This is a genomic window from Streptomyces sp. NPDC002499, assembly GCF_053595415.1.
The window spans coordinates 180,746-202,554 of the sequence record NZ_JBSFXO010000004.1 but is presented as its reverse complement, the minus strand read 5'-3'; the positions used below and the strand labels follow the sequence as shown (position 1 = coordinate 202,554).

The 21,809-nt window shown below is 69.0% G+C and carries 14 protein-coding genes, 1 other RNA gene and 5 pseudogenes; 11 read left to right on the top strand and 9 right to left on the bottom strand.

Features of this window, described 5'->3' with window-relative positions:
• Positions 1-9 precede the first annotated feature (9 nt).
• Positions 10-1,221, top strand: coding sequence for a bifunctional RNase H/acid phosphatase (locus tag ACWD5F_RS11880; RefSeq protein WP_451253467.1), 1,212 nt, complete (start codon positions 10-12; stop codon positions 1,219-1,221).
• On the opposite strand, the gene ACWD5F_RS11875 is transcribed toward ACWD5F_RS11880, so the two are convergent.
• On the bottom strand, positions 1,209-2,006 hold the full coding sequence (locus ACWD5F_RS11875) for a helix-turn-helix domain-containing protein (protein ID WP_451253466.1): 798 nt from the start codon (positions 2,004-2,006) through the stop codon (positions 1,209-1,211). The two genes, ACWD5F_RS11880 and ACWD5F_RS11875, sit on opposite strands and share 13 nt — an antisense overlap.
• Before the next feature lie 124 nt (positions 2,007-2,130).
• Here ACWD5F_RS11875 and ACWD5F_RS11870 point away from each other — a divergent pair, with 124 nt between their 5' ends.
• The gene (locus tag ACWD5F_RS11870; protein ID WP_451253464.1) at positions 2,131-3,159 is read left to right on the top strand and encodes a zinc-dependent alcohol dehydrogenase family protein; all 1,029 of its coding nucleotides are present in this window, start codon (positions 2,131-2,133) and stop codon (positions 3,157-3,159) included.
• On the opposite strand, the gene eda is transcribed toward ACWD5F_RS11870, so the two are convergent.
• Complete coding sequence (gene eda, locus ACWD5F_RS11865) at positions 3,143-3,769, bottom strand: bifunctional 4-hydroxy-2-oxoglutarate aldolase/2-dehydro-3-deoxy-phosphogluconate aldolase (RefSeq protein ID WP_451253462.1); 627 nt, start codon at positions 3,767-3,769, stop codon at positions 3,143-3,145. The genes ACWD5F_RS11870 and eda overlap by 17 nt on opposite strands.
• 74 nt (positions 3,770-3,843) lie before the next feature.
• Entirely contained in the window at positions 3,844-4,626 is a 783-nt protein-coding gene (gene yaaA, locus ACWD5F_RS11860; protein ID WP_451253460.1) for a peroxide stress protein YaaA, read from the bottom strand.
• A gap of 77 nt (positions 4,627-4,703) precedes the next feature.
• Here yaaA and ACWD5F_RS11855 point away from each other — a divergent pair, with 77 nt between their 5' ends.
• Entirely contained in the window at positions 4,704-6,140 is a 1,437-nt protein-coding gene (locus ACWD5F_RS11855) for an RNB domain-containing ribonuclease (RefSeq protein WP_451253458.1), read from the top strand.
• Here the strand turns inward: ACWD5F_RS11855 and ACWD5F_RS11850 are convergent.
• Complete coding sequence (locus tag ACWD5F_RS11850) at positions 6,088-6,759, bottom strand: hypothetical protein (RefSeq protein ID WP_451253456.1); 672 nt, start codon at positions 6,757-6,759, stop codon at positions 6,088-6,090. The genes ACWD5F_RS11855 and ACWD5F_RS11850 overlap by 53 nt on opposite strands.
• Entirely contained in the window at positions 6,756-7,526 is a 771-nt protein-coding gene (locus ACWD5F_RS11845) for a MerR family transcriptional regulator (RefSeq protein WP_451253454.1), read from the bottom strand. The genes ACWD5F_RS11850 and ACWD5F_RS11845 overlap by 4 nt, the downstream gene beginning before the upstream one ends.
• Positions 7,527-7,698: 172 nt before the next feature.
• Between ACWD5F_RS11845 and ACWD5F_RS11840 the strand changes: the two genes are divergently transcribed.
• The 3 genes and pseudogenes from ACWD5F_RS11840 to rnpB all read left to right on the top strand — a co-directional run bounded on the left by ACWD5F_RS11840 (position 7,699) and on the right by rnpB (position 9,930).
• Entirely contained in the window at positions 7,699-8,550 is an 852-nt protein-coding gene (locus ACWD5F_RS11840) for an AraC family transcriptional regulator (protein ID WP_451253452.1), read from the top strand.
• 63 nt (positions 8,551-8,613) lie between these two features.
• Positions 8,614-9,393 (top strand): annotated as a pseudogene (locus ACWD5F_RS11835) (DMT family transporter); the annotation flags it as partial.
• 118 nt (positions 9,394-9,511) lie between these two features.
• Positions 9,512-9,930: RNase P RNA component class A (gene rnpB / locus ACWD5F_RS11830), an RNA gene on the top strand.
• Positions 9,931-10,126: 196 nt separating this feature from the next.
• Here the strand turns inward: rnpB and ACWD5F_RS11825 are convergent.
• A pseudogene (locus tag ACWD5F_RS11825) lies at positions 10,127-11,387 on the bottom strand (IS110 family transposase).
• Between the two features lie 5 nt (positions 11,388-11,392).
• A pseudogene (locus ACWD5F_RS11820) lies at positions 11,393-12,038 on the bottom strand (IS30 family transposase); the annotation flags it as partial.
• A gap of 372 nt (positions 12,039-12,410) precedes the next feature.
• Here ACWD5F_RS11820 and ACWD5F_RS11815 point away from each other — a divergent pair.
• Together ACWD5F_RS11815 and ACWD5F_RS11810 are read left to right on the top strand one after the other, a co-directional pair.
• Positions 12,411-13,427: a protein NO VEIN domain-containing protein gene (locus ACWD5F_RS11815; RefSeq protein ID WP_451253450.1), complete on the top strand. Its 1,017-nt coding sequence runs from the start codon at positions 12,411-12,413 to the stop codon at positions 13,425-13,427.
• A 102-nt stretch (positions 13,428-13,529) separates the two neighbouring features.
• Entirely contained in the window at positions 13,530-15,389 is a 1,860-nt protein-coding gene (locus ACWD5F_RS11810; protein ID WP_451253448.1) for a DNA/RNA helicase domain-containing protein, read from the top strand.
• A gap of 134 nt (positions 15,390-15,523) precedes the next feature.
• Here the strand turns inward: ACWD5F_RS11810 and ACWD5F_RS11805 are convergent.
• Both ACWD5F_RS11805 and ACWD5F_RS11800 read right to left on the bottom strand, forming a co-directional pair.
• Positions 15,524-15,805 (bottom strand): annotated as a pseudogene (locus ACWD5F_RS11805) (transposase family protein); the annotation flags it as partial.
• A gap of 200 nt (positions 15,806-16,005) precedes the next feature.
• Positions 16,006-16,398 carry a DUF6221 family protein gene (locus ACWD5F_RS11800; RefSeq protein WP_451253446.1) on the bottom strand — a complete coding sequence of 131 codons (393 nt, stop codon included), beginning with the start codon at positions 16,396-16,398 and terminating at the stop codon, positions 16,006-16,008.
• A 163-nt stretch (positions 16,399-16,561) separates the two neighbouring features.
• Between ACWD5F_RS11800 and ACWD5F_RS11795 the strand changes: the two are divergent.
• The 3 genes and pseudogenes from ACWD5F_RS11795 to pglW form a co-directional block, all read left to right on the top strand.
• Positions 16,562-17,098 (top strand): annotated as a pseudogene (locus tag ACWD5F_RS11795) (transposase family protein); the annotation flags it as partial.
• 49 nt (positions 17,099-17,147) lie between these two features.
• Entirely contained in the window at positions 17,148-17,297 is a 150-nt protein-coding gene (locus ACWD5F_RS11790; protein ID WP_451253444.1) for a hypothetical protein, read from the top strand.
• Positions 17,298-17,417: 120 nt separating this feature from the next.
• Positions 17,418-21,806, top strand: a complete 4,389-nt coding sequence (gene pglW / locus ACWD5F_RS11785) for a BREX system serine/threonine kinase PglW (RefSeq protein WP_451253442.1) — start codon at positions 17,418-17,420, stop codon at positions 21,804-21,806.
• Positions 21,807-21,809: the final 3 nt, after the last annotated feature.

Below are 21,809 nucleotides of genomic sequence, written 5' to 3'. Positions count from 1 at the left end.
GCCCTGGGCGTGCGGGAGTTCATCATCGAGGCCGACGGCGGCTCACGGGGCAACCCGGGGCCGGCGGGCTACGGTTCCGTGGTGCTGGATGCCACGACGGGCGAGACGTTGACGGAGGCGGCGGAGTACATCGGCGTCGCCACGAACAACGTCGCCGAGTACCGCGGCCTGTTGGCGGGCCTCCGCGCGGCCCACACCCTGGACCCCTCCGCCTCCGTCCACGTCCGCATGGACTCCAAGCTCGTCGTCGAGCAGATGTCGGGCCGCTGGAAGATCAAACACCCGGACATGAAGCCCCTGGCGGCAGAGGCGGCGACCGTCTTCCCGCCGGACCGGGTGACATACGAGTGGATCCCCAGGGAGCAGAACAAGCACGCAGACCGCCTGGCCAACGAGGCGATGGACGCGGGCAGGCGAGGCGAACAATGGTCGGCATCGATGTCCGGTGCCGACTTGGACGTGCCTCTTAAGGGGCGCGGGGAACTGCGCGACCAGCCCCCACCGGCCGGCACTGTCACAACTGCCGACACCCGCGCCGCGCGCAATCTGGCGACGACACCTCAACCCACAGTCGGCTGGGGCTCGTCCCCCGACATGGGCGCCCCCGCCACCTTCGTCCTCCTCCGCCACGGCGAAACCCCACTAACTCCCCAAAAGCGCTTCTCAGGCAGCGGCGGCACCGACCCGTCCCTGTCAGACGTCGGCCGCGACCAGGCCGAGAGGGCGGGCGCGGCCTTGGCAAAACGCGGCACGATCCAAGCCATCATCGCGTCCCCCCTAAGCCGCACACGCGAAACCGCAGCCATCGTCGCCGCCCACCTCGGCCTCGACGTAACCATCGACGAAGGCCTACGCGAAACGGACTTCGGCGCGTGGGAAGGCCTCACCTTCGGAGAAGTCCGCGAGCGCTACCCGGACGACATGACCGCCTGGTTGGCCGACCCCGAGGCCCAACCCACCGGCGACGGCGAGAGCTTCGCGGCGACCGCCACCCGAATCGCCGCCACCCGCGACAGATTGGTCGCGGCCCACGCGGGCCGCACGGTCCTCCTCGTCAGCCACGTCACCCCGATCAAGACCTTCGTACGCCTCGCCCTCGGCGCCCCACCGGAGGCCCTGTTCCGCATGGAACTCTCGGCCGCGGCCCTGTCGGCGGTGGCGTACTTCGCGGACGGCAACGCGAGCGTACGGCTCTTCAACGACACCTCTCACCTGCGCTGAGCGGCCCGGTCGCGCAGGATCTCCGCCGTCCGCGCGTCCGCGGGCAGGAACGCCTCCAGTTGCAGCTCGGCGAGCGTCACGTCGACGGCGGTGGCGAACGAGGTCAGCGTCGTCAGCAGCCGCAACTCGCCCTCGGCACACCGCAGTCGCAGAGGTACGGCGAAGCCGAGATAGTCGTCGCCGGAGGCGTCCGGTGCCGGCACGTACGAGGCCAGCTCCGCCGCGAGCCCGTCCAGCGACGGGTCGGGACCGCGGGCCGCCCGCGCCCGCAGGTTCTCCACGATGTGCCGTCCCCACGCGTCCAGGTTGATCACCCGAGGAGCCATCCCGCGTGGATGCAGCGCCAGCCGCAGCACGTTGACCGGCGGCGCCAGAAGCTCCGCCGCCACCCCCTCGGTGAGCACGTCGAACGCGCCGTTCGCCGCGACGAGTTCACCGCGCGGCCCGGCGACGAGCGCCGGATACGGCAGATGCCCTTCCAGGATGCCGTCCAACGCCTCCCGCACGGGCCCCAGTTCGACCGCGTCCAGCGGTGACTCGGGATACGCGGGCGCGTAACCCGCCGCGAGCAACAGCGTGTTGCGCTCCCGCAGGGGCAACTCCAGCGACTCGGCCAACCGCAGCACGACGGCCCGCCCCGGCACCGAACGCCCCCGCTCGATGAAACTGACGTACCGCTGAGTGGTCCCGGCCCGCGAGGCCAGCTCCAGCTGACTGACCCGGCGCGCGGTGCGCCACCGCAGCAACTCGCGGGCGAAGGGCGGTGGTTGTCCCACAGTGGTCATGGGGTCAGTTGTACGGGACGGGTACGACACCCGAGGCTGGCGAGACCCCCGCCCTGCTGGATCCCGCGGCTCCCATACCCCGCCGGGAATTGAGCCCCGCCCCCCGCCTGACCAGCATGACCCCATGCGCACCTACCACTTGGAAACCCTCGGCTCCCCAGACGGCATCGTCGCCCGCGACACCGCCCGTCGCCCCGAACCCGGCCCCCGCGACCTCGTCGTCCGGATGCGTGCCGTCTCGCTCAACCGGCGGGATCTGCTGATCCTGGACGGGAGTTACCCGCTGAAGGCGGCCCCTGATGTGGTCCCGCTCAGTGACGGCGCGGGCGAGGTCGTCGCCGTCGGGGACGAGGTCACGCGGTTCTCCGTCGGCGACCGGGTGACCAGTACGTACTTCCCGCGCTGGCTCGACGGCCGGATCACCCCGGCCCTGATCGACCAGCCCGGCGTCACCCTCCCGGGCATGCTCGCCGAGTACGTCCGCCTCGACCAGGACGCGGCCGTCGCCGTACCCGGCCACCTGACCTGGGAGGAGGCGGCCGCTCTGCCCTGTGCCGGCGTCACGGCCTGGAACGCGGTGACCGGCGGCGCCGAACCGGTGCTCCCCGGCGAGACGGTTCTGACCCTCGGCACGGGCGCCCTCGCGCTCTTCGCCGTGTCGTTCGCGAAGGCCCTGGGCGCCGAGGTCGTCGCCACGACGTCCGGTCCCGCCAAGGCGGAACGTCTCAAGGCGCTGGGCGCGGACCACGTCCTCAACTACGCCCGGAATCCGACCTGGTGGCGTGACGTCCGCGAACTGACCGGCGGACGTGGCGCCGATCTCGTCGTGGAGACCGGCGGCCCGGAGACCGTCGAGCAGTCGGTGCGCGCCGCCGCGCTCTACGGCCGTATCGCCTTGATCGCCGGCAACAGCCCGGGCCGGAAGTCCCTGGAGATCAGCACCGAGGCGCTCGGCTCCGCCCTGGTCACCCTGCGCCGCCTTTTCGTCGGCAGCCGCGCCGACTTCGAGCGGATGAACCGCGCGATCACCCTGCACGCCCTCCGCCCGCCCGTGGACCGGGTGTTCGGCTTCGGCCACGACGACGTGCGCGAGGCGTACGCCTACTACGCGACCGGCGCCGCCTTCGGCAAGGTCGTCATCCGGATCGCCTGAGCCCCGCGGCCTCCCGCGCCAGCCCCTCGATCCGCCCCCAGTCCCCGGCGGCCACCGCATCCGCCGGAATCATCCAAGTCCCGCCCACGCAGCCGACGTTGGGCAGCCCCAGATACTCCGGCGCGTTGGCCGCCCCGATTCCGCCCGTCGGACAGAACCGCGCCTGCGGCAACGGCCCCGCAAGGGACTTCAGATACGCCGTCCCGCCCGCCGCCTGCGCCGGGAAGAACTTCATCTCCCGCACCCCGCGCTCGAGCAGCGCCACGACCTCCGAGGTCGTCGACACCCCCGGCAGATACGGCACCCCGGACGCCCGCATCGCCTCCAGCAGTACGTCCGTCCAGCCCGGGCTGACCAGGAACCGAGCCCCCGCCGCCACCGACTCCGTCACCTGCGCCGGCGTGATGACGGTCCCGGCTCCGACCACCGCGTCCGGCACGGCATCCGCGATCGCCCGGATCGCGTCCAGCGCGACCGGCGTCCGCAACGTCACCTCGATCGCGGGCAGCCCACCGGCGACCAGCGCCCGCGCGAGCGGAACGGCATCGGCGACGTCATCGAGGACGACGACCGGGACGACGGGGGCAAGGTCCAGTACAGACGTGGGCATGCCGCTCATCCTGCCGGGGTGATGCAGCCTATGCAAAGGGCGTTGCGCACACTGCAACAGGCTTCAATGTGATGTCAGTGAATCTCGTCCACCAAGACATCCAACGACCACGCCTGCCCACCCCGCGCAGGCGCCTCCCCCTCCACCACATACCCGAGGTCCCGCAACGCCTCGACCAGCTCGGCCGGCCCCTTCGGCGCCACCCCGGCCGACAGCAGACTCCGTACGATCCGCCCCTTGGTCGCCTTGTTGAAGTGGCTGACCACCTTCCGGGTCGGCGCGTGCAGCACTCGTACGCTCGCCGTCCGGTCGGCCACCTCGCCCTTGGGCTTCCAGGCGGACGCGTACGCGGAGGACCGCAGGTCGAGGACGAGTCCGTCGCCGGCGACCTCGGGCAGGACGGTGGCCATCGGCGCCCGCCAGTGGCCGCCCAGCGCCCCGAGCCCGGGCAGCTTCACGCCCATCGAGCAGCGGTAGGAGGGGATGCGGTCGGTGACGCGGACCGCGCCCCACAGTCCCGAGAAGACCAGCAGCGACCGCGCGGCCCGTCTCTTGGCGGCGGTGTCCAGCGTGGCCAGGTCGAGGGCGTCGTACAGCACCCCCGTATAGATCTCCCCGGCGGGCCGGGCGGCGGCCGTGCGCAGGTCGACGTTCTTCGCGATCTCGCCGCGCAGTCCCTCGGTCAGCCCGAGCACCTCGCGCGCCTTCTCCTCGTCGGCGGCGCACAGTTCGACCAACTCGTCGAGCACGGCCGCGCGGGCGTCGGAGAGCCCCGGCAGCGACAGCGACTCCATCTTCAGCGGGGTACCACGGCCAAAGGACGCCTTGCCTTCGGAGGGCGGCAGCAGGACGAGCACGGGATCGGTCTCCTTCGGTTGAGCTCCGGGACAGCGTACGGCGTGCCACCCGGCGGACCGGGACCTACGCTCGCTACATGCCCAGCCGCCACATCCGCGTGACCGGCGCCCCCGAAGCCCCGCTCCGGGCGGCCCTCACCGCGCTGCGTGCCGAACTGGAGGTGCCCGCGAGCTACCCGCCCGAGGCCCTCGCCGAGGCCCAGCGGGCCGCGAAGGCGCCCGCGCTGCCGTCGTACGACGCCACCGACATCCCCCTGTTCACCATCGACCCGCCCACCTCCACCGACCTCGACCAGGCGATGCACCTGAGCCGCCGGCCCGGTGGCTACCGCGTCCGGTACGCCATCGCCGATGTCGCCGCCTTCGTCGTACCCGGCGCGCCGCTGGACCTGGAGGCGCACCGGCGCGTGACGACCCTGTACTTCCCCGACGAGAAGGTCCCGCTGCACCCGACCGTGCTGAGCGAGGGTGCGGCGAGCCTGCTGCCGGACCAGACCTGTCCGGCCGCGCTGTGGACGATCGACCTCGACGCGGACGGCTGCACGGTCGCCGTCGACGTCCGCCGGGCCCTGGTCCGCAGCCGCGCCAAGCTCGACTACGCGGGCGTACAACGGCAGATCGACGCAGGCACGGCCGAGAAACCGCTCGCGCTGCTCAAGGTGATCGGGGGGCTGCGGGAGGCGCTGGAGGTCGAGCGCGGCGGCATCTCGCTCAACGTGCCCGAGCAGGAGATCGTCGAGCGGGACGGGCAGTACGAACTCGGCTTCCGCGCCCCGCTCCCCGCCGACGGCTGGAACGCCCAGATCTCCCTGCTCACCGGTATGGCGGCGGCCGACCTCATGCTCGCCCACGGCACCGGCGTCCTGCGCACCCTCCCGGCCGCCCCCGACGGCGCCGTCGGCCGCCTGCGCCGTACCGCGCGCGCCCTGCACATCGACTGGCCGCACCACGTCTCGTACGCGCGCCTCGTCCGCTCCCTCGACCCGCACCGCCCCGACCACGCGGCCTTCCTCCAGGAGTGCACGACCCTGCTGCGCGGCGCCGGCTACACGGTCTTCCGGGACGGCAAGCTGCCGCCCATCACCACGCACGCCGCCGTCGCGGCCCCCTACGCCCACTGCACCGCGCCCCTCCGTCGTCTGGTCGACCGCTACGCCGCCGAGATCTGCCTGGCCGCCGTCGCGGGGACGGCGGTACCGGACTGGGTCCTGACCGCACTGGATGCGCTGCCGAAGGAGATGGCCGACGGAACGCGCCGCGCGGGCGCCGTGGAACGGGCGTCCGTGGACATCGTCGAGGCGGCCCTGCTGAAGGACCGGGTGGGGGAGCTCTTCGACGCGGTGGTCGTGGAACTCGACGAGCACAAGTCCGGTGTCGGGACGGTGCAGTTGGAGTCGCCGGCGATCATCGGCCGCATCGAGGGGGACCAACTGCCCCTGGGGGAACGGCTGCGGGTACGCCTCAGCCGGGCCGACCCGGGAGCGGCGGCGAAGGTGCTGTTCGTGCCGGCGTGAGGGTCCCTGTGAGGGTCTCTTCCATTGCCTGCTTGATAGCTCGTACGAATCCGTCGGCGTCGTCGGCGTGGAAGCGGACGAGGTGGAGGGGCCGTTGGCGGCCGCTGAAGCTGAAGTGGGTCACCGGCTCGGCGAGTTCGAGGGTGACGGTGGTCTGCGAGCCGATGGGGAGGTCGAGTTGGCCGTCGGTCTTGGTGTGCGTCATGCGCAGTTCGCGCCGCACGGACGCGATCTTCTCCAGCGGTATCCGCAGATCGATGTGCCCGGCCTGGCGGACGCGCAGGGAGCGGGCGTCGACGTCGAGCACGTGCGGCCGTACGACCGAGGCCGCGTGCATGCCGAGGACGAAGAGGACGGTGTAGACGTCCAGGACGAGCAACACCGCGTGCAGGACGGGCAGTTCGCGGAGCAGCACGGACATCGCGACCGTCTCGACCACGCACACGAAGGCGAAGCCGTACATCATCGCGGCCTGTCCGCGGGCGTACCCGAAGGCCTGCTTGCCCTCGGTGTCGTGCGTGCGGCGGGTCACCCAGAGCACGAGGCTCGCGAGCAGCCGGAGTTCGTGGCGGAGGACGGCGTACGCGGTTCTCGTCGCTGTCGTCATGGCGGTGGTCATGGCTGTTCCTCCGTTCGTCGTTCCTCGGCGAGGATGCGCAGGGCGCGGCGGATCGCGGCGGCCTGGGCCGGGGCGAAGTCGGCGTAGAAGGCGCGCAGGAAGCCGTTGTCGTGGTCGAGCGGGCCGGAGTCCGGGAGCAACTGCGGCGGGGTGCACTCGGCGAGCAGCCGGGCCGCGGCCTCCACCCGGGGATCGCCGGGATCGGCGTCGGCGAGCCGGTCGAGCAGCACGTACGCCTCATTGGCCTTGGCCACCGTCTCCGGCGAGTCGGCGACGACCCCCATCGCCGCCAGCAGCCGTTCCCGGTCCTCGGGGGTCGCGGCCGTCTCGACCAGGGCGAGGACCTCGCGGTCCTTGGCGGCCATGGGGGAGTCGGACCAGTGCGCGGTCCGCTCGAACAGCGCGGCCAGCTCGGGCGAGACCGGGGCATCGGCGGACAGCCCGCCCTCCGCCTCCAGCAACGCCCGCAACCGCGACCGCCGCTCCCGGATCGCCGCCTCCTGCCGGGCGAGGTCCTCGTCCAGCTCGGTGAGCACCTCGGCCAGATCCTTCCCGGCGTCCTCGGCGAGCACGTCCCGCACCTCGGCGAGACCGAGCCCCAGCTCGGTCAGCCGGCGGATCCGCGCCAGCACGACCGCGTGGCGGAGCGTGTACTGCCGGTAGCCGTTGGACAGCCGCTCCGGCTCGGGCAGCAGCCCCTGATGGTGGTAGTGCCGCACGGCCCGCGTGGTGACGCCGACGGTGGCGGCGAGTTCTCCGATCCGCATGGGACCAGTAGAAACGTTGACGCTGCGGCAAGGTCAAGCGACGGCGCCGCCGCGCGGGTGCCGATGGGGGAAGGTGGAGGCGGGGGCATGGAAAAGGGCTTGAAGGTGTTGCGTCCGTAGGAGTGAATGGGGCCGGCCTACGGCCTACGGCGTACGAGGGGGGTGCGGGGCGATGGCCGAAGAGGCTCTGTGGACGAAGGCGCGGCTGGGCCGTTGCGGCCCGGCGCTGCACCTCCTGACCGCCCGCTTCGACAAGCACGTGTACTCGCCGCACGCGCACGACGAGTTCACCATCGGCGTCTGCGTGGACGGCTCCGAACTGATCGACTACCGAGGCGGTCACATCCGTACAGGACCCGGCTCGATCGTCGTCCTGGCCCCCGGCGAGATCCACACCGGCGGCCCCGGCAGCGCGACCGACGGTTACGCGTACCGGGCGCTGTACGCCGAGCCGACCCTCCTGACGGAGGGCACGGTAGGAGGCGTCCCACACTTCCGCGAACCGCTGCTGGACGACCCGGAACTGGCGTCCGCACTGCTGCTGACCCACTCCGAACTGAGCGCCTGCCCGGACCCCTTGGAGGCGGAGTCCCGCCTCCCCTGGCTCCTGACGGCCCTGTCCCGCCGCCACTCCACGTCCCGCCCGACCTGCGACCAGGTCCCGGGCGCGGACGCCATAGCCCGAGCGGTACGGGACCGGCTGGCCGACGAGCTCCTGGAACCCCCGTCCCTCGCCGCCCTGGCGGGCGATCTGGGCCTGTCCCGCTACCAGCTCCTCCGGGCCTTCCGTACGGCGACGGGGGTGCCGCCGTACGCGTGGCTGGCGCAGCACCGGGTCTCCAGGGCCCGCCGCCTCCTGGACACGGGTCTGCGCCCGGCGGAGGTGGCTCCACTGGTCGGTTTCGCGGATCAGGCGCACCTGACGCGGTGGTTCCGGCGGGTGCTGGGAGTGACGCCGGCGGTTTATCGGAGCAGTGTTTTGGGTGGGGGCGTTGAGGGGGGACGCCGCGTGCCCAGGGCGTGACGCCGGCGGCGTACCGCAATAGCGTTCAAGACGCGGGCCGCTGAGCGGAGCCATCCTCCCTTCATGACTGCACGCGGCTGGTTCCTGTTCTCCCTCATGGGCGTCATCTGGGGCATCCCCTACCTGATGATCAAGGTGGCGGTGGACGACCTCTCCCCGTCGATGGTCGTCTTCACGCGCTGTGCCCTGGGCGCGCTCCTCCTGTTCCCCTTCGCCCTGCGAGGCGGCGGCCTGGTCCGCACGGTCCGCGCCCACTGGTTGCCGATGCTGGCCTTCGCGTGCATCGAGATCATCGGCCCGTGGTTCACACTGACGGACGCGGAACGGCACCTGTCGAGCTCGACGGCGGGGCTGTTGATAGCGGGCGTCCCGATCGTCGGCGTAGTCCTGGCGCGCTTCTTCGGGGACACGGAACGCCTGGGCGCGAGGAGGGTGACGGGCCTGGGTCTGGGCCTGGCGGGCGTAGGAGTCCTGACGGTCCCGCACCTGACGGGAGGCGACGCCCGCTCCCTGGCGGAGGTGTTCGTGACGGTCCTGGGCTACGCGACGGCACCGCTGATAGCGGCGCGCTACCTGAAGGACGTCCCGACGCTCCAGCTGACGGCCCCGTGCCTGGCACTGGCAGCGCTGGTGTACGCCCCCGCGGCGGCGATGTCATGGCCGTCGACGGTCCCGTCCACGTCGGTCCTGGCGTCGCTGGCGGGCCTGGGAGTGATCTGCACGGCGGTCGCCTTCGTGACCTTCCTGGAACTGATCAAGGAGGTGGGCCCGACGCGCTCGACGGTGATCACGTACGTCAATCCGGCGGTGGCGGTGGCGGCGGGAGCGCTCTTCCTGAACGAGGCGTTCACCCTGGGCATCGCAACGGCGTTCACCCTGATCCTCGCGGGCTCGATCCTGGCCACGGCGGCCTCCGGTCCGCGCAAGGGCACACGCCCGGTAGCATGGTCGACACGGCAGACGAGCCGGGCGGACGGCCGCGTGGAGTCCCCTTGACGGGGGCTTCCCGAGGAACGTCCGGGCTCCACAGAGCAGGGTGATGGCTAACGGCCACCCGGGGTGACCCGCGGGACAGTGCCACAGAAAACAAACCGCCCGGTGCTTCGGTGCCGGGTAAGGGTGAAACGGTGGTGTAAGAGACCACCAGCGCCTGAGGTGACTCAGGCGGCTAGGTAAACCCCACCCGGAGCAAGGTCAAAAGGGAGTCCCTTCCTGGGAATGGACGGGGCTCCTGCGCGGACGTTCGAGGGCTGCTCGCCCGAGTCCGCGGGTAGACCGCAGGAGGCCGACGGCAACGTCGGTCGTAGATGGATGGCCGTCGCCGGGGGGACCGTGAGGTCCTCCCGGACACAGAACCCGGCGTACGGCCCGGCTCGTCTGCCAGCAGGGCTCTGACCTGGCCTTATGGCATGTTCAGGGTTCTTTGTCGTGTTTTGGGCGTCTCCCGCCTCTACCCGCGAGCTCCCTAGGGTTCCGCGCAAGTGCGCACGCGTTGTGCACTGGGTCGCGGTGCTGGACGGTGGCTCGATGAGTACCGGCATTGAGTCCCCCCCGGGGGGTGCCCCTATGACTTCGGTCAAGGGGCAGCTGGGGTTGGTGGTTGGTAGACGGTGCCGTCGCGGAGCATCGCGAAGAGCACGTCCGCTCGGCGTCGGGCCAGGCAGAGGATGGCCTGGGTGTGGTGCTTTCCCTGGGCGATCTTCTTGTCGTAGTAGGTGCGGGAGACCGGGGCGGCCAGGGCGGCGAACGCGGAGAGGAAGAAGGCCCGTTTGAGCTGCTTGTTTCCTCTCCGTGAGGGCTGTTCACCGCGGATGGACGAGCCGGAGGTCCGGGTCGCCAGGGGCGAGGCCGGCGTAGGCGGCAAGGCGTGCGGCAGACGGGAACGCCATGCTGTCACCGACGTCGATTAGGATGCGGGCTCCGGTCCTGATACCGATGCCCGGCATGGACATCAGGACCTTGGAAAAAAGGGTGGGCCTCCAGGAGTTCCTCGATCCGGCGGGCCAGCAGTTTGCGCTGGTCGAGCACTGCCTGGAGGGAGGACGTAAGGCTGGGAACGATCAGCGCGGCCGCATCCGTGCCGGGGACGACGACGGTCTGCTCGTCGAGCGCGGTGAACACGGCGTCGATCAGCCGTTCGGCCATCCTGGGAGCCTTCGGACGGATCAGGGGGTGACGAGCCGTCGGCGTCCGGCCTTGCGGATCTGCGCGGGCGAGCCGAACTGGTGCAGCAGCCTGAGCGCGGCCGGGTGCTGCATGCGCGGGCCCAGGACCCGTTCAAGATGCGGGTGGATCTGTGTGAACAGGCCCCGCAGTTGGTTGGACAGGCGGGTGGCTTCGGAGGCGAGGTCGTCGTCGAAGCCGACGAGCATCTGCAGCTCGGCGATCGTGTCGTCGTCGAGGTCGACCGTCCGCAGTGTGTGGGGCATGGCGCGGGCGGCGTCGGCGATGATGAACGCATCCTTCGCGTCGGTCTTGGCCTCGCCGGGGTAGAGGTCTGCGATCCGGCGCATGGTCAGGCCGGGCAGGTAGGCGACATGGCAGCCGAGTTCGCGGGCGACGGTCAGGGGCAGGGCACCGATGGAGGCGACCTGGTCGACAATGACGAGGACGGTGCCGTGCTTGACCTGCAGTTTGGCGAAGACCTCGCGGAGTTTGGGTTCGCTGTTGGGCAGCCGCTTGTCGAAGGTCTTCTTCCCGGCCGGGGTTAGTGCGGTGGCGTGGTGTTCGCCCTTGCCGACGTCCAGGCCGAGATAGACGTCGATGTCACCAGTGTCGATCACGGGGTGTCCTCCGGTCGTACTCGTCCGGCCCTGCCACGGCACTGATCGCCACATTCACATTACGAAGAGCCTCCCGACGTGGGAAAACGCCGCAACTCCGAAGGCCGGCAGCCCTGTTGCAGGACTACGAAGACGGTCGTGGGGGGACTCGGCGGGTTCCGGTGATCGTCGCAACACGTAGTCGGTTGGTCAGGCAGCGAGCAGTTAGACAGAGGCGCGGCCGGGGCTTCCCAGCCGAGTGTCTTGCCTGGGCGACTGTTCGTTTCGACAGCGACGGCGGCGAGGTCCTCGCGGGTGTGGGTGGACAGGTCGGTGCTCATGGGGAAGTACGCAGCAGGCCGTTCGTGTTCTCGTTGGAGCCGCGTTGCCAGGGGCTGGCCGGGTCGCAGAAGTAGACCGGGACATTGGAAGCGACGGTGAACTCCTAGCGGGCGGCCATCTCGGAGCACTGATCCCACGTCAGAGACCGTTTCAGGCGCGGCGGCCGGGTTTCAACGGTTCCTGGAGGGCGTCGCGGACGCTGACGGATGTGTGGTCAGTCGGCAGATGGATGAGCATGCTGAAACGAGTGCTGCGTTCGACCAGTATTCCGATGGCTGAGCCGTTCTCCTTGCCGACGATCAGGTCGTCCTCCCAGTGGCCGGGAACGGCCCGGTCAGTGGCCTGCGTCGGGCGTTTGCTGATCATGACCATGAGCTGCGAGAAGTGCTACTGGCGCCGGAGTCGCTGCTGGGTCTGGCGTTGGGGTCTGCGAAGAGCCGGTCGTCGCCGGCGAAGGCGTGCACCTCGTCTGCCAGGACAGCCCGGATCACTGCCCAGCAGGTGGGCATGGTCCGCCTTCGTGGTCCGAGCCACTGGGCGTGTGCGGACGCGGGGCGTGATGTTGTTGAGCAGCGTGCCTTGAGCGGGTTCAGGGTGAGCACTGAGGTGCCATCACGTCCTGTGTCTGATTTGTTCTGCCAACTCGCCAACCTCTGACTTTAGTTGTATGAAAATCTGACTGTAATGTGGCATGGTCATGGGCTCAGTCGATCGTTTGGGATCGGCGCAGAGGTAGGCGGTCACGGAGGAAGGCACTTGGCGAGGCACGAGGGCAGCCGCAAGGGCGACGATCCTGCTCCCCTCCACGGTCCCTCGCGGACATCCTCGTTCGTGATGGTCCACGTAGCTCAATCGCCCGGAACCCAGCGCAATCTGCAGTACGGGATCGAAACTCGATCGTGGGGGTTCCCTGTAAGGAGGCCCGAGTACCGGTCCGCGTGCCCGCGCTTCGCCGTGCTGGCCACGGGAGTGGGTCCGCGCGTACACCTCGACATATGGAGTTCCAAGAAGATCACTCTGTACCTGTTCGAAGTACGTGAGAACTTCTACGAGGCAGAGGCTCCTCACTGGCCGGACGAGGAAGCCGAGAACGCCATCAAGTACCCGGTGCGCTTCGGCATCGAGCCGTTGGCTGTACTTCGCGACGTCCGTCTCGATGAGGACGGGCCGCTTGGAATGGCCGCCAGTGACGCCATACGTGTTTCGGGGACTCAACGAGGCATAGGCATGCTCGTCGACATGGATCCCCAGCCGTTGCTCGATGCGGCCGGGATTCCAGCGAACTGGTCGGAAGAGCAGACGGTGGCTCTGAACCGCACGCCCGGCTTCACCGCGGAGCAGGTGAAGCCGCCCAAGCCACCGAAGCGGCCCTCCAATGGAGCGGGCTTCGTCTCCGACCCCAAGAAGCGCAAGGCCATCGAACTGCACGCGGAGGACATGGCAGTCGCTCACTACGAGGGGGAGGGCTGGACGGTCGAACGCCTTGGCAAGCCGTACGACCTCCACTGCACCCGTGACAGGGAAGAGCGTCGCGTAGAGGTGAAGGGCACAACGGGAGCGGCCACGAGCGTGGACCTGACGATCAACGAGGTCGAGCATGCCCGGGACCCGCAGAACACCGTGGACCTATTTGTGGTCAGTGACATCAAGGTGGACTTGCGGACCGACACCTACACAGCGAGTGGCGGCAGGGTGTCGCACCTCCACGACTGGACGCCGGCTGAGGAGGACCTGAGGCCCAGGAGCTTCGAGTACCGCCTACCGCTCGCCTGACTGCCCAGATGCACCTTCAGGGGTTCCGGGAGTAAGCCCCCGCTAGCCCCCCTGCCTTCGAGTCCACCGCCCTTACGGAGATCTTCCGTGCCTCTTCTTCGCATGTCCGCACGCGCGCTGTTCGACCAGTGCAGTGATGGAGCCCTCTCTGAGCGACTCGCCCAGAAGTACCGCTCCGTGCTCTTCCAGGGCCCGTCGCTCAGTGAACGCCGCTCGTGGGAGAACAGCATCCCGGCCCTGGCAGAGGTTCTGTTCGATGCAGGGCTTGATGACGTCGAGGTGCTGATAGAGCACCGATTACCCCTAACCAGCCTTCGCGCAGACATTATTCTTGCTGGCTCCCACCCCACGACGGGCAGACCGTCCTACGTCATCGTCGAACTTAAGCAGTGGAGCGAAGCGCGCCTCGTTCCTGGCACTGACAATTTATGTCTAGTAGCGAGAATGGGCAATCGACCGGTTCTACATCCTGTGGCCCAAGTGCGCCGCTACTGCGACTACCTGCAGGATTTTACCAATGTGCTGAGTGATCAGGAGGACGTCGTCGCGGGCGTGGCCTATCTGCACTACGCAGCCGATCAAGATGTCAGTGAACTTTTTAGAGTACCCGACGCGAAGGCGCAACTCTTCACGGATACATCCCGCGGAGAACTTATTAGGTATCTACAGACCCGCCTTTCTGCCCTGGATGGTGCGGAAGAGGCTGATTATCTCCTGGATAGCCCCCGTGCTCCCGGCCGCCAGCTAATGCGTGCCGCCGCTGCCGAGATAATCGACGGCGGTGAGTTCCTCCTGATGGATGAACAAGAGGTGGCGGCGCGTTTGGTGAAGCGGGCGGCAAACCTGTCGCGACAGTCGGACCAAAAGGAAGTCATAGTGATATCCGGGGGTCCTGGTTCGGGTAAGAGCATCATTGCGCTGCACCTGATGGGACACCTCGGGAGGAACGGGCGAAGCGTTGTCCACGCCACCGGGTCCAAGTCCTTCACTACCACTCTTCGGCATGTCGTCGGCACTAAGAATGGCCGAATTCCAAAGCTTTTCCGTTATTTCTTCGACTTCACAAGTGCTGAACGAAACGGGCTGGACGTCTTGATCTGTGATGAAGCCCATCGAATTCGCCAGCGGTCGTCGAGGCAGGGCGCGTACGCCGGGCATCGGAGCGGTCGAAGCCAAGTGGAGGAGCTCATCGACGCAGCCAGGGTCCCCGTCTTCCTGATCGACGAGCATCAGGTCGTGAGGCCTGGGGAGATGGGAAGTGTCGAGACCATCGACGAGGCTTCTCGCACACGCGGGTGCATTGTTCGCCATGTCGATCTCAACAGTCAGTTCCGGTGCGGCGGGAGCCGTGCCTACGAAAATTGGGTCCTCCGTCTCCTTGGCCTTGAGCCCGGTGGTCCGATTCAGTGGCAGCCCGAGGAAGATTTCGAGTTGCTCGTCGCCGAATCACCCAAAGGTATGGAGAGCTACCTACGCGGTCGGCAGGAATCCGGCCACACCTCTCGCATGACGGCAGGATTCTGCTGGCGGTGGAACGAGCCGCGGATTGACGGCAGCCTCGTCGACGACGTGGTTATCGGGGAATGGCGCAGGCCCTGGAACCTCAAAGGTGAGCAACCTGTAGGAGGGGCACCCGTTTCCTCGCTGTGGGCCACTGATCCGTCAGGCTTCGGGCAGATCGGGTGCATTTACACGGCCCAAGGATTTGAGTACGCTTGGAACGGAATGATCTTCGGTCCCGACTTGGTGTGGCGCGGAAATGAGTGGCGTGCTGTTCCTGGAGAGAGCAAGGACCACGCCGTGAAAAAGGCGGAGCGAGGAGCCTTCGGTCGCCTTATTCGAAATACCTACAAAGTGCTACTCACGCGGGGGATGGTCGGTACCGTACTCTACTCAACCGATCCCGAGACTCAGGCCATGTTGGCCAGCCTGGTCCCGACTGGGATAAAGCAGGGCCCCTGATTGGGTGACCTTCGCCTTCCACTTGGTTCGCCGGTGCCCCCAAGGAGCCGGACGACGCCTACCTGCACGGTCCAGTACGCGGCAAGCGTGAGGGTTTCTGCCGTTCTAGGACAAACGGTTCTCGGCGAGCGTTTTCAGCGTTGCTTCTCCAGGGTGAGGACGGCCTTGGTGGTGACGGTCATGCGGTTGGGGCCGATGCGGGATCTGCGGAAGATCTGCCAGGACTCCAGTCGTGCCATGCCGCGTTCGACGGGCGCTCGTGCCTGGGTGACGGCGCGGTCGAGGGTGCGCTGGGTGGGGGCGAGTTCACCGCCGGGTCGGCGTCTGAGGCCGGTGGTGACCCGGGGGCCGGAGCCCGTGTGGGCGCGGTCAGCGAGGATCGGGACGCCTTGTCGCTCGCAGATCCGGACGATCTTGCCTCCGGGGCAAGCATCCGGGCCGTCTCCTCGTTCCCCCAGGCCGTAGCCCCAAGGCCTTCTTCATGTCCTTCTGGAAACCCCTGACGTCGCGTCGAGACCGTCGGGGTCTCGTCAACGCGCGCCGTTCCAGCCCCCTCCTGGCGCCACCTTGGGCTAATAGCGCTCCTCATCGTTACGCGCCCTCGGTCTCCTGCGGGTCACACAGTGCGAGCCATCAGAGTGCCCTCACGTGGCTCGTACTCATCCTCGACCTCGACCAGCCGCCACGCAGGGTGGAAGTCGCGATGGCCGTCGTACGCCGCAACGAGTGCGTAGATCGCAGGGCTGCGGAAGTCCCGCGAGAGTCCCGCGCACAACTTCCTGGCCGCCCTCTTCCAGAGGACGCGCTCCTCGTTGTCCTCCACCCTCCGCGGAAACTCCTCCACCCAGTCCATGAGCCGGCGCTTCGCCTCGACGTCGGCGAGGACACGAGCCTGCAACTTTGCCACATTCTGGTTCTTGCCGGGCTTCAGTGCGCGAGCCGCAGTTTCGTCCTCGTGAAGACGGGCCCAGAGGAACTGCATCATGGCCGTAAATTCGTCGTCTCTCATCGCATTACCCCCATAGTCGGCGTTGAGATGCCATCATCCACCAGACCGGTCAGTCCGTGAGCTTTTTCAGCGTGGGCCACTGGGGGACGCAGGTGAGGTGGTATAGGGGTCACAACGCGCGAGGGTCCTGTGCCGTTGGGGGAGGTGTTCGAAGCCTCAACCCATCGGCGCAGGAGCCTCGTTGGTTCCATATGGCCTGGTTGAGTGGGTCACGAGCTCCTCGTCACCTACGAGGGTGACCGACACCGCAAACTCCCGCCACACCAGCGTGCGCTCGTCGCTCTCGTGTACCTGCGCCGTCATGACACTCTCTCCCGCATCGCGGCAGGCTTCGGCATATCCGTCAGTACCGCGCACGCCTACGTCACGGCCGTCGTCGAACTGCCCGCCGACCGGGCTCCGGGTCTGCTGAAGGTACTGCGTGAACGGGATCCGGACTTCGTCCTGCTGCACGGGACCCTCGCCGAGTGTGACCGTGCCGGCGACAGCCGGGGTGGCTACTCGGCCAAGCACCGTCGGCACGGCGTGAACGTGCAGGTCGTCACCGATCCCGCCGGTGAGGTGCTGTGGATCTCGCCCGCACTACCGGGCCGCACCCCACGATCTGCCCGCAGTGCGCAGCCCGCAGCCACCGCATCGTCCAGATCTGTAGCGACAGGGCGTCCCGATCCTCGCTGACCGGGCCTATACGGGCGCCGGCCTCCGGAACACTCTGCCCGCGAGTAGGAGAGCTGCAGCATAGGTATCGCATGGTGACGGGCAAGTGGACGGGGCCGGGTCGTGGTGTCGGACTGGCGGCGGTGCCGTCGGCGGCGGAGCTGTTCCGAGCCGGCACCCCTGCCGACGCCGTCGCTCTCGCCCAGCAGCATCCCACCGCCCTCGCCGTGACCGAGCCGTGAAACAAACACGGATCCGGCCTGTCGGTGGGGCACGGTAAGGTCGGCCAGGGGATTTCGCCGTGAACAAGGCGAGAAGCGGACAGCGGAGGTCGGACGGTGACGGCAGCAGGATCGCGTCCGGTGCCCAAGCCCGGACCGCCGCGTCCGGCGCAGCAGTGGTTCCAGGATCGGCCATCCCCGTACCCCTGGGAGCAGGACGCTCTCGACCATGTACGGCGCCTGATGCCGGCCGCCGAGCCTTATCGCGCTTGGGCGACGTTCTCCTTCACCGCGCAGTCGGGCCGTATCAACGAGTGCGACCTGCTGATCGCGGTGCCCGCGGGCTTGTACCTGGTCGAGATCAAGAGCCACCCGGGGCGGCTGGAGAACAACGGATCCACCTGGAACTTTCGAGGCTCCGACCGCACCAGGACGATCAACAACCCGCTCCACTTCAACGACGCCAAGTCGAAGGACCTCAAGAGCAGACTCCTGTGGGCGGCGCGCAAGTTGGGCATCCCCGAGCGCTCCGTGCCACGCGTGGAACCGGCGATCTTTCTCTCGGCTCCGGACCTCGAGAGCCATCTTGACGATGTCCAAAGAGTCAAGGTCTACGGGCGCGACGACCGCCCCACCGGTCTGAAGCGCATCTGGCAGGACTTCCTCGGGCTGCCGCCGGACCGCCCCGACCGTCGCATCACGCCCGACTTCTCCCGGGACACTCTGCCGCGTCTGTTGAAGGCCATCGGCGTGCAGCAGTCCACGGCCCATCTCCGGTTCGGCGACGCCTGGAAACTGCAGCCGCATCCCCTGGACCGCGGGCAGTCCTGGGAGGACCGCCTGGCAACGCGCGACGACGGACTTGTGGAGGAGGAGGGCCGCGTTCGCATTTACCTGGTCGGCCACATGGCCACCGAGGCGGCGAAGAAGTCGACCGATCGCGCGGCGCGCCGGGAGTACCAGGTACTGCAGGGCATCACGCACCGCGGGATCGTCGAGGCCGTCGAGATCCGGGAGCACCAGGGCGGACCGGCGATCCTCTTCCGTCACAAGCACACGGACCTCCGCCTCGACCAGTATCTGGCCACCTACGGCGGCAAGCTCACCCCCGAGATCCGCCTCGACCTCGTGCGGCAGCTCGCCGAAGCGGTCCGCTACGCGCACAATCGCGCCCTCTACCACCGGGCCCTGGCGGCCAGTTCCGTCTACGTCTCCTTCCGCTCCGATGGGACGCGCCCCGAACTGCGCATCACCGACTGGCAGACAGCCGCCCGAGACTTCGACAGCAATGCCACCTTCTTCCGGTCCATCGGCGGTTCGGCGCTCGACGCAGCTCTGATCGAGGACGCGGCCCGCCTCTATCTCGCCCCCGAGACCGACCAGCCGTACGCCGATCCGGCCGACCTGGACATGTTCGGGCTCGGTGCCGTTGCGTACCTGATCCTCACCGGCCAGCCTCCCGCCACCCAGCGAAGTGCCCTGAGCGAGCGTCTGCGCACCGACTCGGGCCTGCATCTGTACGCCGTCGCCGACGGCTTCTCGGACGCGCTCGACGAGCTGGTATTCAAGGCGACCCGCTCCGACGTCAACGAACGCCTCGGCTCAGCCGAAGAGTTCCTCGACCTGCTGGACAGGGCAGAGCGCGCCAGCGTGCTGCCCGAGGCGCCCACCGCCATCGGCGTCGACCCGCTGGAGGCACTGCCCGGCCAGTCGCTCGACGCCGAATGGTCCGTACGCCGCGTCCTCGGCACCGGCGCCACGGCCCGCGCCCTTCTCGTGGAGCGCGCGGTCGAGGACGAAGACGGCGACGTACAGATCGACGAGTGGGTCTTCAAAGTCGCCCTGGACGAGCAGAAGGCGGAACGGCTGCGTGCCGAGGCGGGCGTCCTCAAGGATGTCGGCGGCGGCGCGATCGTGCAGCTGCGGGGCGAGGGGCTGCGCGAGATCGCTGGACGGACCGTCCTGCAGCTCGAGTACGCCGGTGAGCAGTCCCTGGGCGCCCGGCTGCGAGGCAAGGGCAAGCTGACCTACCACGAGCTGGAGCGCTTCGGCGATGACCTGTTCAAGGCGATGGACCAGCTGGCCGCCAACGGAGTCCTGCACCGCGACCTGAAGCCCGACAACTTCGGCATCCACCACAGCAAGGACCGGATCTGGCGTCTGAAGCTGTTCGACTTCTCCCTCGCTGACGCCTCCGAGCGTGACATCAAGGCGGGCACGCGCGGCTACCTGGACCCGTTCCTCGGCTCCATGCGCCGGCCGTACTACGACGACCACGCCGAGCGGTACGCGGCGGCCGTCACCCTGCACGAGATGGCTGGCGGAGAGCGCCCCATGTGGGGCGACGGACAGGTGGACCCGCTCACCAACGAGTCCGCCGAACTGTACGTCGCTTCAGAGCTGTTCGAGCCTGCCCTCAGCGACGGCCTTACGTCCTTCTTCCGGCGGGCGCTGCACCGCGACGCCGAGCACCGCTTCGACACGCTGCGGCAGATGCACGACGAGTGGCGCGAGGTGTTCCGGGCGGCCGACGCGACCAAGCCGGCCACCACCCCCGCTACGGTCGGTACTCAGGCCGAGGACGCCGAGGAGGCCCGCGACGCCGCAGCGGAGGCTGCGGACGCCGAGACTCTGCTGGAGGCCGCGGGCCTGTCGCCCCGGGCTGTGTCCGTCGCGCATGGCCTGGGCGCCACCAAGGTGGGGGAGCTGCTCAACGTCCAGCCGTACGCGATCTCGAAGGCGCGGGGCGCCGGCGCGCTCGTACGCAAGGAACTCAACCGGCGTCGCAAGCAGTGGGCGGTCGCGCTGCGGCAGCCCACCGGGGCCGACGCCCGCCCGGAGGTGCCGCCAGCGCGCGCGGACGGCGGCTCCGACCCGGACGGGCCGCTGGTCCTGTCGATAGACGACATGGCCGTCCGGCTCACCCCTGAGCCCGGTCGCAAAGGTTCCCACCGTGCGCCCGTGGTCCGGCTCACGCTGGGCCTGCCGCCCGAGGAGGGTGGGCTGTCGCCGTTGGGCCCCTGGCCGGTTCAGGCACGCATCGCCGACCACCTCAAGATCAAGCAGCCACCGGTCTCGCGCCACCACCGCATCGAGATCAAGCAGTGGGCCGAAGCGGACTGGCTGGGGCGGGTGCGCGACGAACTCGTCGACATCGTGACGGCGGCAGGGCGAGTCATGACCGCCCAGGAGGCCGCCGCTGAACTGCGCGTCCGGCACGGCGCGGGCGACGACACGCCCGAGCGCACGCTCGCCAGGGCGCTGGCCGTTGTACGGGCCGCCACCGAGGCCGAGTTGTGGGACGGCGAAGGCGCGGAGCAGCACGAGCCGCGACTGGCCGTGCACCGGCGAGGCGACACCGTACTGATCGCGGGGGAGTCGCTGCCCGGGACAGACGACCCCAGCCCCCGCGAACTGGCCGACTATGCGGCTGAGTTGGGGACGGAAGCGGAGCGTCTGGCGCGTCAGGAGCCGTTGCCGGGGCGGGCCGCGGTGGTCCGCGACCTGCGTGCGGTGCCCGCCCCGGAGGGCTTCGCACCGCTCGCGGACACCCGGCTGGTAGCCCTCGCAGCTGCTGTCGCCGTTGGGACCGAGGTCAGTCCCCGTCTTGAGCTGTATCCCCGTGACCTCAGCCTGGACCGCGCCCTGCGGATCTCGCAGGCGGGGGCGGGGGTACGAAGGGACCGCGGCATCACGGTCGCCGAGCTGCTGGCGAGGCTGCGTGCCCGCTTCCCGGTCCTCGACGCGCTCTCCGGGGAACGGGAGCCGACGTACGTCGAGCTGGAGGACCCCCTCAGGGAGGCGCGCTTCGAGCTTCGGTACGACACCAAGCTGGAGCGGTTCTTCCCGCCGGCCCTGGAGGCGGTCGGCCAGTGGACCTCTACCGGGACGGGCACCAGCTACCTGTCACCCGGGCATGGCGTCCCGGCGGTCGCGGAGGTGGACGGGGATCCGCATGCCGCCACCCGTGCCAGGCTCTCGTCCAGCGTGCAGCGTGGTGGATTCCTCGCGCTGACGGTGAAGGGCAGCCGGCTGCCGGGTGCGGCAGAGGCGGTGGCTGCGGCGTTCCCCGTCGAACGTGTCGACCTGGGGCGGGAGTTCCTCGCCGAGTTCCGTGCGCTGGCGGCGGAGAAGGGGCAGGACTGGGAGAAGGTCCTGCGCGCTGACGCGGGCTCCGCGCCGGGGCAGATCAAACGGGGTCTGGCTTCGTTCGTACGTGCGGTGTGGGTGCGTCTGGAGGCCGTCCTGCTGGAGCGGGCCGCGGCGCCGCGTGCGGTGCTCTTCCTGCATGACGCGGGGCTGCTCGCCCGGTACTGGGACGAGGGTGGCCATGACCTCCTGGTCCGGCTGCAGACGGCGGCCCGCCGACCGGCCGACGACCCGCACGGGCTGTGGCTGCTCTGCCCTGTGGACACGCGGACGCAGGTCCCGCACCTGGACGGGCGGACGGTCGAGGTGATCGGCGGGGACGGGGAACGGGCGTACCTCGACGGCGAGTTCCTGGCAGCGGTGGCTGCGGCGGCGGCCTAGACC